Raw genomic sequence first — 1,805 nt, forward strand, 5'->3', positions numbered from 1 at the left:
ACCGTCGGCACGAAGCCGTTCGAGTAGAAGGGGTCCTTCTTGAAGCGGAAGGCGGAGTGGCCGGCGAACATCAGGTTCTCCTCGGTCGGGCCGCCATGGGCGATGTCCTGCAGCGTCTTCTGGATGCAGAAGCTGCGCGGATCGGCGAGGCGCCCGGTCGTGTTCTTCTCATTGTCCGCCCAGGACGAGAACTGGCACTGGCTGAGGCAGCCCATGCAGTCCGCCTGGTCCTTGCGGATGATCTTCTTCTCTTCGGGCGTGACGAAAACGAGCGTCTCGTCGGGTGTCTTGAGGGCGTCGGTATAGCCCTGCGCATACCATTCGCGGGCGTGGTTGAGGTCGCCCTTGGTCACCCAGTAATTCTTCTTCCCCACCACCCCGACATCGAGTTCGAAGGCATGGTCGCCGAGCGGCTCCTTGGTGAAGGCGATCTGGCGGTGCGAGCGCGCCTCGAGATTGCGCAGGAAGGGATTGCGGACGGCCGAGCTGTAGAAGCCGGTCGGCGAGAAGCGGTGGAGCAGGATGTCGCCTTCCTCCAGCGTCATCAGCCTTTGCTTCCACACTTCCGGGATCGGGCTTTCCTTGGTGAGCAGCGGCCGTGTGCCGAACTGGAAGGCGATCTGCCCCAGCTCCTCATTGTCGATCCAATGCTCCCATTCCTTCAGGTTCCACACGCCGCCGGCCATGACGATCGGCACGCTGTCGGCGATACCGCCGGCCCGCATTGTCTCCCTGAGCGCCTTGACCCGCGGATAGGGATCCTGCGGCACGAGCGGGTCCTCGGCGTTGCTGAGGCCGTTATGGCCGCCGGCCAGCCAGGGGTCCTCATAGACCACCGCCGCCAGCCATTCGGCGGCCTTCGAATAGGCCCGCTTCCAGAGCGCCGAGAAAGCGCGCGCCGAGCTGATGATCGGCAGGTAATTGACCCCGTAGGAGGCGGCGATCTCGCTGAGCTTGTAGGGCATGCCGGCGCCGCAGGTGACGCCGGCGACCAGCCCCTTGGTCCGCTCCAGCACGCCGTGCAGGACCCGCTGGGCGCCGCCCATCTCCCAGAGCACGTTGATGTTGATTGCGCCGCGCCCCGAGGCGATGTCGTAGGCGCGCTGCACCTGCTGCACGGCACCGTCGATCGCGTAGCGGATCAACTCCTCGTGCCGCTCGCGCCGGGTGAGGGCGTGATAGATCTGGGGAATGATCTTGCCGTCCGGATCGTAGCTGTCGGCATTGACCGCCGAGACGGTGCCGATGCCGCCGGCCGCCGCCCAGGCGCCCGAGCTCAGATGGTTGGTGGCCGAAACGCCCTTGCCGCCCTCGATCAGCGGCAGCACTTCGCGCCCCGCATAAAGGATCGGGCTGATACCCTTGAACATTCGGCCTCCGGAAAAGAACGATCCAGCCTATAGGCGGATCGCGCCGATCACGCAAAAGTTCGTGGGGACGTGAAGGCGTCGGAACGGCCGATCGCCTCGCCATAGAGCCGGCCATAAGCGGCGATCATCGCTCGCTCGTCATAGAGCGCTTCGGCCTTTTCCCGATTGGCGAGGCCGATCTCGCGCCTCAGATCGTCGCGGTCGGCGAGCGTGTCGAGCGCGGCGGCGAAAGCCGCCTCGTCGGCGGGTTCGACGATCAAGGGCCGGTTGTCGTCGGCGACCATCGCGGCGACATCGCCGACATCGGTCGCCACCGCCGGCAGGCCGGCCGCCATCGCCTCGACCAGCGAAATCGGGAATTGTTCGCTGTCCGACGAGAGCGCGAAAATATCGAGATGACCGATCCAGTCGGCCGGGCGGGCAAGGAAGCCGGGC

Annotated in this window: 2 protein-coding genes; both read right to left on the minus strand. The window is 65.8% G+C overall.

Features of this window, described 5'->3' with window-relative positions:
* The coding region (locus tag ACT4N3_RS12045) for an NAD(P)H-dependent flavin oxidoreductase (protein WP_444855467.1) at nt 1–1,370 on the minus strand (1,370 nt) is incomplete at its 3' end.
* 47 nt (nt 1,371–1,417) lie between these two features.
* The coding region (locus ACT4N3_RS12050) for a glycosyltransferase (RefSeq protein WP_444855468.1) at nt 1,418–1,805 on the minus strand (388 nt) is incomplete at its 5' end.

The organism is Sphingosinicella sp. (assembly GCF_052388015.1).
In the GTDB taxonomy this organism is placed as follows: domain Bacteria; phylum Pseudomonadota; class Alphaproteobacteria; order Sphingomonadales; family Sphingomonadaceae; genus Allosphingosinicella.